Origin of the sequence: Methylobacterium sp. E-016 (assembly GCF_022829745.1) — a bacterium.
Taxonomy (GTDB): domain Bacteria; phylum Pseudomonadota; class Alphaproteobacteria; order Rhizobiales; family Beijerinckiaceae; genus Methylobacterium.
In genome coordinates, this window is the sequence record NZ_JAKSYF010000200.1 from 1 (window position 1) to 6,955 (window position 6,955).

The 6,955-nt window shown below is 66.8% G+C and carries 8 protein-coding genes; 5 read left to right on the forward strand and 3 right to left on the reverse strand.

Annotated elements, in window-relative coordinates; translation table 11 throughout:
• Positions 1 to 59: 59 nt before the first annotated feature.
• Entirely contained in the window at positions 60 to 449 is a 390-nt protein-coding gene (locus tag MKK68_RS28165; RefSeq protein ID WP_244033601.1) for a hypothetical protein, read from the reverse strand.
• Between MKK68_RS28165 and MKK68_RS28170 the strand changes: the two genes are divergently transcribed.
• Both MKK68_RS28170 and MKK68_RS28175 read left to right on the forward strand, forming a co-directional pair.
• Positions 409 to 669, forward strand: coding sequence for a hypothetical protein (locus tag MKK68_RS28170; protein ID WP_244033602.1), 261 nt, complete (start codon positions 409 to 411; stop codon positions 667 to 669). The genes MKK68_RS28165 and MKK68_RS28170 overlap by 41 nt on opposite strands.
• Positions 670 to 831: 162 nt before the next feature.
• A complete protein-coding gene (locus MKK68_RS28175; RefSeq protein ID WP_244033603.1) occupies positions 832 to 2,364 on the forward strand; it encodes a sensor histidine kinase in 1,533 nt (510 codons plus the stop codon).
• 96 nt (positions 2,365 to 2,460) lie between these two features.
• Here MKK68_RS28175 and MKK68_RS28180 read toward each other — a convergent pair whose 3' ends face one another.
• Positions 2,461 to 3,480: an HWE histidine kinase domain-containing protein gene (locus MKK68_RS28180; RefSeq protein WP_244033608.1), complete on the reverse strand. Its 1,020-nt coding sequence runs from the start codon at positions 3,478 to 3,480 to the stop codon at positions 2,461 to 2,463.
• A gap of 574 nt (positions 3,481 to 4,054) precedes the next feature.
• Here MKK68_RS28180 and MKK68_RS28185 point away from each other — a divergent pair.
• The gene (locus tag MKK68_RS28185; RefSeq protein ID WP_244033604.1) at positions 4,055 to 4,474 is read left to right on the forward strand and encodes an SRPBCC domain-containing protein; all 420 of its coding nucleotides are present in this window, start codon (positions 4,055 to 4,057) and stop codon (positions 4,472 to 4,474) included.
• 350 nt (positions 4,475 to 4,824) lie between these two features.
• Here the strand turns inward: MKK68_RS28185 and MKK68_RS28190 are convergent, their stop codons facing one another.
• The gene (locus MKK68_RS28190) at positions 4,825 to 5,223 is read right to left on the reverse strand and encodes a hypothetical protein (RefSeq protein ID WP_244033605.1); all 399 of its coding nucleotides are present in this window, start codon (positions 5,221 to 5,223) and stop codon (positions 4,825 to 4,827) included.
• Between the two features lie 25 nt (positions 5,224 to 5,248).
• Between MKK68_RS28190 and MKK68_RS28195 the strand changes: the two genes are divergently transcribed.
• Positions 5,249 to 5,776, forward strand: coding sequence for a lysozyme inhibitor LprI family protein (locus tag MKK68_RS28195; RefSeq protein ID WP_244033606.1), 528 nt, complete (start codon positions 5,249 to 5,251; stop codon positions 5,774 to 5,776).
• On the forward strand, positions 5,764 to 6,420 hold the full coding sequence (locus MKK68_RS28200; RefSeq protein WP_244033607.1) for a lysozyme inhibitor LprI family protein: 657 nt from the start codon (positions 5,764 to 5,766) through the stop codon (positions 6,418 to 6,420). Before MKK68_RS28195 ends, MKK68_RS28200 begins: the two co-directional genes overlap by 13 nt.
• The last annotated feature ends 535 nt before the right edge of the window (positions 6,421 to 6,955 follow it).

The window sequence follows — 6,955 nt, forward strand, 5'->3', positions numbered from 1 at the left end:
GGAGACGCGGGCGACGCCGCTGCGCTCACCCTGACGGCTTCGCGGCGTCGCCCGCTGCGTCACCGATCAATGGAAACCATGCCGCCAGTGGGTCCTTTTTGGACGCCGATCCCGGGTCCCTTTTCAACGCCGATTGACACCCCGACCTCCTCGGCCAGGTCATCCAATGCGGCGCGCGGCAGCTCCAGATGGAGGCTGTCCACCGGTTCGCGAAGGAGCGCCCGGGGGGTGCCGTTGAGGTCGGCGATGTGGAGGCATCCCTTCGGGGCGATCAGCGTGCGCCGGACCTGACCGTCGAGCCAGAAATCGTGCGGAGGGTGATCCCGTAATTGCATCGAGGGACGCGCCAGCGACGAGCGATGGCACCAGAAGCGGGACGGTACCCGCTTCTGGGCGAACGGCGAGCTGATGGTCCTGCGCGACGAGGACGGCGCCGCCATCGGCTTCATGAAGATCCTGCGGGATCGCACCGAGCAACGGCTCGGCTTCGAGCGCCTGCGCGAGACCGAGGACCGGCTCCGGCGCGCCCAGGAAGCCGGGGGCGTGGGCATGTTCCACGTCGATGCCGAAGGCACGCTGTACCCGACACCGGAGTTCTGCCGCCTCTACGGCCTGCCCGAGCGCGAGGCGTATCCGTCGACCGCCTTCGAGCGATTGGTCATCCCCTAGGATGCACCGTTCGTCTCGACCGCCGACTCCCGCGCCAGCGGCGAGGCCCCGCAGGATGTCGAGTATCGCATTCGGCGGCCCGACACCGGCGAGGTCCGTTGGATCGCCCGTCGTGGCGAGTTGGAGCATGACGGGGCGGGGCGCTTTGTCCGGTTCGCCGGGGTGTCACGCGACATCACCGAGCAGCGCATGGCCCGGGAGGCGTTGGCCGAGAGCGAGCGGCATTGGCGCGGTCTTTTCGAGCGTCTTCGCGAGGGCTTCATCCTCGGTCGCGTGATCCGCGACGCCCGCGGACAGGTGACCGACTGGCGCTACGAGGAGGTCAACCGGGCCTGGGGCGAACTCGTCGGTGTGGCGAGCGACAGCGTGGTGGGCCGCACGATCCGCGAGGTTTTCCCGGGGATCGAGGACGAGTGGGTCCGGGAATTTGCCGACGTGGTCGAGACGGGCCGCTCCACCACCTTCACCCGCCAGGTCGGGACCTTGGATCGCTGGTACGAAGGCCGGGTGCACAAGCTCACCGACGACACCTTCGCCGTGCTATTCCTGGAGGTGACCGAGCGCTTCCTGGCCGAACGTGCCCGCGAGGCGGAGGAGCGGCGCAAGTCCGCCCTGTTGGAGCTCGGCGACCGCCTGCGCGACCTCATGCGCATCCCCGAAATGACCCTGATGGCGGCCGGCGTGGTTGGTCGGACGCTGAAGGCTGGGCGGGTCGGGTTCGGACGCCTCGACGTCGCCGCGGACGATGTCGTCGTGGAACCCGACTGGACCGCCCCGGGAATGAGCAGCATCGCCGGCAGGCACCGCTTCGAGGATTACGGCGACCTACGTTCCGACCTGATTGAGGGCGAGGCGGTCGTCGTGTCGGACGTGGCCACGGACCCGCGCACCGCCGCGAACCTAAAAGCCCTGCAGGCCATCGACATCGCCAGCCTGATCAACATGCCGGTGCTTGAACGTGGGCGTACCGTGGCCCTGCTCTTCGTCCATGACTGCTCCCCGCGGCACTGGACCCCGGAGGAGCTCGCCTTCCTGCGCGCTGTGGCCGACCGGGTCGAGGCGGCGGTGGCGCGCGTCCGTGCCGAGGAGCAGCAGCAACTCCTGAACCACGAGCTTTCTCACCGCATGAAGAACACGCTGGCCATGGTGCAGGCCATCGCGACCCAGACACTTCGCGGCGCAAGCGACATCGAGGCCGCCAAGGAGGTCCTGGTCGCCCGCCTCCTGGCCCTCGGCAAGGCGCACGACATCCTGATGAACGGCGAGGGCGAGAGTCAGACCACCGACATCCGCACCGTGGTTCAGAATGCCCTCACCTTGCACGACGACCCCGAGCGACGTCGCTTCGATCTACGGGGTCCGGTCGTACCCTGTGGTTCGCGCGCTGCCCTCTCCCTGGCGCTGATGGTGCACGAGCTTGCCACCAACGCCGCCAAGTACGGTGCCCTCAGCGTACCGGAAGGCCGCATTGCGTTGACCTGGAGCATCGATGCCGAGGCTGGCACGGTCCATCTAGACTGGCAGGAGAACGGTGGGCCGACGGTCGTCGCCCCGACACGCATCGGCTTTGGCTCGCGGCTCATCGAGCGTGGGCTGGCAGGAGCGGTCGGTGGGCAGGTCGAACTCCGGTACCCACCGGAAGGGGTGTGCTGCACCCTGGTCGCGTCGCTCTCGGGCTTCGTGTCAGGGAACTGAACGGTCCTCTCTGTCCCGCTCGCCCAATCCTGAGGGGCCGGGACAGAGGTCCGGCACACACCGCAAGGCGACCACCTGCCGTAACCGACCGGCTTTCTACGACTTTGCGAGCGGGACCCGGACTTCGATACGAAGGCCATCGGCCTGGAAGGCGACATCGACCTTGGCCGCCGCCTGGGCCGTCAGGATCCTTTTGAGGACCCGCGTGCCGAACCCCTCGCGGGTCGGCAGGCTCGGCGGTGGTCCATCGTGCTCGTTCCAGACCCAAACCAGGAACGGTCCGTCCGTCTCATCCTCGACGGTCCAGGTCACCGCGACCCGTCCCCCCGGGTGGGCCAGCGCGCCGTGCCTAAGGGCGTTGGTGGTCAACTCGTGCAGGGCCATGCCAACCGGCACAGCAAGCTGCGAGAACAGCAGCAGGGCTGGCCCCCGAAGCGTGATCCGGCCATTCTCGTCGTAGGGTTCGAGCTCCGCCCTCAGCAGCCCCTCGAACGATGCGACCTGCGCCTCATCCTCCGTGATCAGGGCGTGCGTTCGCGCGAGCGAGATGATCCGGCCGCTGAAGGCCCGACCGAACTCTGCCATCGAGAGGGAGGAGCGCAGGGTCGCGTTGAGGACGGCCTGCACCGTGGCCAAGGTGTTTTTCACGCGGTGGTGGAGCTCGCGCACCATCATCGCCTGTCGGTCCTCGAAGGCCCGACGCTCGCTGACGTCTCGCTGCACCGAGACCCAATGGGTGATGATACCGTCCGCATCGTGAACCGGGGTGATCAGCCACTCGACCACGTAGGTCGATCCGTCCCGGCGATAGTTGAGCGCCTCGCCCTGGAACGACTTCCCCGCCGCCAGCGCGTCGTGCATCCGGTCGATGATGCCGCGGTCGGTTCCCGAGCCTTGCAGCAAGCGCGGGCTGCGCCCGATGACCTCGTACGTCTCGTAGCCCGAGAGTCGGGTGAAAGCGGGGTTCGCGTAGACGATCCTCGGTCCGTCCTCCTGGACGTCGGCGTCGGTGATGAGAATGGCCTCGCCAGTCGCCTCGACCGCCGCCTTCAGCAGACGCAAATCTACCCCACCAAGCTGTTCGGCATCCTGCCTCGCCGCGCACGTTGTCTCCATTATGATCACGTGGGCGGACTTTCCATTGGCACTGGAACTGCGTCGGGACGTAGGCCGAGACCGTGGGTCAACAGCGAATGAGTTCCCCGGTTGCAATCAGGATGTTGGCGGCGTTCAGTATGCCAGCCGACCCTCATAAATGAGACACGAAATGCTGATCGCAGGGAAGCCCGTGATGCGACTGCTTTAGGCTGCAGATGAGCCTCTCAATGTTGCGATGCGCTATGTCCAGCAAGATTCCATTGCTACGCTATTAAGTGGAACCCGAGCCTACGTCCGCTTTTGGGCTGCGCCCGCAGCGGCTCGTACGACTAAGTTGGGTCGCTACCGGAACAGCCGCTTACGAAGGCGTCGACGAGCTCGTCCGAGCGGACAGGCTTTCACACCCGTTTCATGTCACCGCCCATTACCGCGCTCCTGTGCCTGCTCGCTGCCGGGAGAGGCGTGCGCGTCACCCCGCAGATCTCCCGCTTCTGACGCGGAGGCGCCCACTTGCTGCATTAAACTGCGTGGTATGCTGCATGATGCCTTCGCGAGGTGCCAGGCGGAGGTCCGATGAAGCGTGGAGGTATCGATGGAGCGGATCGTCGTGGAAACCATGGTGCCGGCGCCCGTCGTCGAAACCTGGGACGCTTACACCTCCCCGGACCGCATCATGAAATGGAACTTCGCGTCTGACGATTGGCATTGCCCGACGGCGAGCGTGGACCTTCGAGACGGCGGGCAATTCACCTCCCGCATGGAAGCGAAAGACGGAAGCATGGGATTCGATTTCGCCGGCACCTACGTCAAAGTCGTCGAGAACGAGCGGATCGATTACGACATTGGCGGACGCCGGGCCACCGTCACCTTCACGCCGCAGGGAGAGTATACCCATGTCAGGGTCGCGTTCGACCCCGAGACCAGCTTTCCCATCGACCAGCAGCGCATTGGCTGGCAGGCCATTCTAGACAATTTCGCCAAACATTGCGCCGCCGCGGCTAGGCACGCCTAGCATCCGTCGAACGTCCGTTCGACGGGCGCACCGGATGCGAAAGCGGGTCAGGCTGGCTCGCCCCGCGCGACGTGATGCCGTCGGGCGGCGGCGGCGGCAATAAACGGCTTCCCGGGCGCTTCCGCGCGTTGTGACCAATCTGTAGGAGGCCGTCATGGGCGACGACAAGGACAGGACTGACGAAGCGCCGGAGCCGACCGAGGATCTCGGCCTACCCACCCCGCCGAGCCCCGGCCGATTGCCGCCTCCCCACCTGCCGCCGCCACCGTCCGACGACGCCCCTGCCGACGGACATCCTCCGAGCGGGTGACCGTGGATGGAGGTCGTCTGCGGGGCGGGAGGCGCCGCCCTCACGGACCATCGGCGATGCCCCGGACGGCGAGGCGCCAGTAGACCGCGCCGCCCACCGCCCCGGCGACCGCGGCTTGTACCGGGCGGTCGACCATGCCGGAGAACAAACGCCAGAGGGTTAGACCAATGGCCACGCCGCAGACCACGTGGACAGCCGGGTGGCGCAGGCCCGTCAGAACCGAGACGGCCTGGCACACCAGGAAGGCCGGCAGCGCGAAGACCGTAACGAACAACGTTGCCATGACGAACGTGATGGCGACCGTTACCCAATCGGAAGGGAAGTCTGGCTCGGCGACGGGCGGAGGAGGAGGCCCGACCAGCGCGGCGGTCGCGCCCGCCAGCATCAAGACCGTCACCGCCGCGGCCACGGCGGCGAGGTAGCCGCCAAGCACCCGCACGACGGGATCTCGGGATTGGTCTGTCGTGGCTCGGTTCGGCGTCGCGGCCTCCTTCGGCGTGGTCGTGGGCGAGGCTAGCGCGCCGTGCTACCACCGGCAAAGTCTCGGGAAGGCCCGAGCGAAGACCCTGCTCGACGGGGGCATTGCGATGAGGTTCGCCTGCCTGGGTTTCCTGATGCTCTGGTCGACGGCGTCGATGGGTGAGGTGCCGGCGCTCTGCGCGGATGCCCCTAACCAGACCGAGGCGACGCTGTGTGCCAAGCGCAAGTTGGATAGCGCTGAGGCGGGCTTGGCGAAGGCTCGGGATGCGCTCCACGCCAAGCTCGACCGGATCGGGCGGCGCAACCTCGACATCGCGCAGGAAGCCTGGCGCCGATTCCGCGATCTCGAATGCCGCCTTGAGACTGGCTACGACGCCGAGCACCCCGACGGGAATGGTACGATCATGCCCATGCTCATCGGGGAATGCGCCACGGCCCTGACCGAGCGCCGGACGCAGGATTTTACGGACCAATTGGCCTGCCCGGGCGGAGACCTTTCATGCGAGCGATGATTGTCCTGGGACAGCGCATGGCCTGCCTCGTGGCAATCGCGGCATCTGCCATCTCCGGATCGGGCGCCGATGCGGCGAGCTTCGACTGCGCCAAGGCTTCGTCCGCGATGGAGCACCTCGTCTGCGGTGATGCCGCCCTCGGTGCCCGGGACGAGATCATAGCGAGGCTCTACGCGTCCGCTTCGAAGGTGGGAAAGCGCGAGGCCGCCGTAGCGGAGCAACGGGCGTGGCTCGGGAAGGCGCAGGCCTGCAGGACGGTTGCCTGCCTGGCCGATGCCTACGACCGGCGGAACGCCGAGCTCCAGCGTTCGGAGGGAGGCAACGCGGCAGGCGTCGACTTCTTCACCGACGAGCGGGACGGCGCGAGCAGCACGCTCAACGTCGTGGGGCCACTTCATGGCTTCGCCAGCGCGTCGTTGACCTCGACTTACGTGGGTGCAGGCGGTGCGGAAGCGGGGAACGTGTACGCCGTGGCAACCGATGCCTTCCTGGACCTGCGAAAAGGGCCAGCCGCCTTCGCCGACGGCCCCTGCAGGCTGACCGTCGAGCGCCTCGACGCGGACCGATGGAAGGTCAGCCAAGCCGGGAAATGCGAACTTCCGGGCGGCACCGAATTCGCTGGCATTTACCATCGCCTACCTTGAGACCGAAGGGTTCGCCTGCGTCCGCCGCCCGCTCGGCGAGATCGTCAGCAGGACGGCATGGTCGACGGAACGGACAACTTCCCTGGATCGAAGCCTGACCGCTCGTCGACGTGCCCCCTTGGGTTGCAGACGACATGGGTCCGCCCTGCCCGGAAGGTTCATCCTGCGAAGCCCCATCATGCGCCGCCTCATGCCGACCGCGAAGACGACCGTGCTCCCGGCAAACGACAGCGCGACGATCCAGAAGCAATTGCTATATGCCAAGCGATGAGACCAGAGCCTCGGTGACTATGAGGGCGTCTACTTTTCCGGAAGAACTCAACCGAAGCAGCCATTCCTCCTTCGGCCAGCATCTGCCGCCGCGCCGTGCCCGTATGAACGTCTCAGGTGGGTGGGTCGTGTCCCTTGGCGTGGTGTAGCTCGGTGAGGACCACCACGATCACCGGCTTGGGCCGGGACGATCAGGCTGCCAGAGTGGGCAGGCTGACCAGGGGATCCTCGCCGATCGGGGCGATGCTTTCCAGGGTCATGTAGC

Excerpts from the sequence above, each read along its gene's own strand:
- MKK68_RS28180 (WP_244033608.1), bottom strand. The coding sequence starts at position 3,480 with ATGGAGACAACGTGCGCGGCGAGGCAGGATGCCGAACAGCTTGGTGGG.
- MKK68_RS28170 (WP_244033602.1), top strand. The coding sequence starts at position 409 with ATGGTCCTGCGCGACGAGGACGGCGCCGCCATCGGCTTCATGAAGATC.
- MKK68_RS28185 (WP_244033604.1), top strand. The coding sequence starts at position 4,055 with ATGGAGCGGATCGTCGTGGAAACCATGGTGCCGGCGCCCGTCGTCGAA.
- MKK68_RS28165 (WP_244033601.1), bottom strand. The coding sequence starts at position 449 with ATGAAGCCGATGGCGGCGCCGTCCTCGTCGCGCAGGACCATCAGCTCG.
- MKK68_RS28200 (WP_244033607.1), top strand. The coding sequence starts at position 5,764 with ATGCGAGCGATGATTGTCCTGGGACAGCGCATGGCCTGCCTCGTGGCA.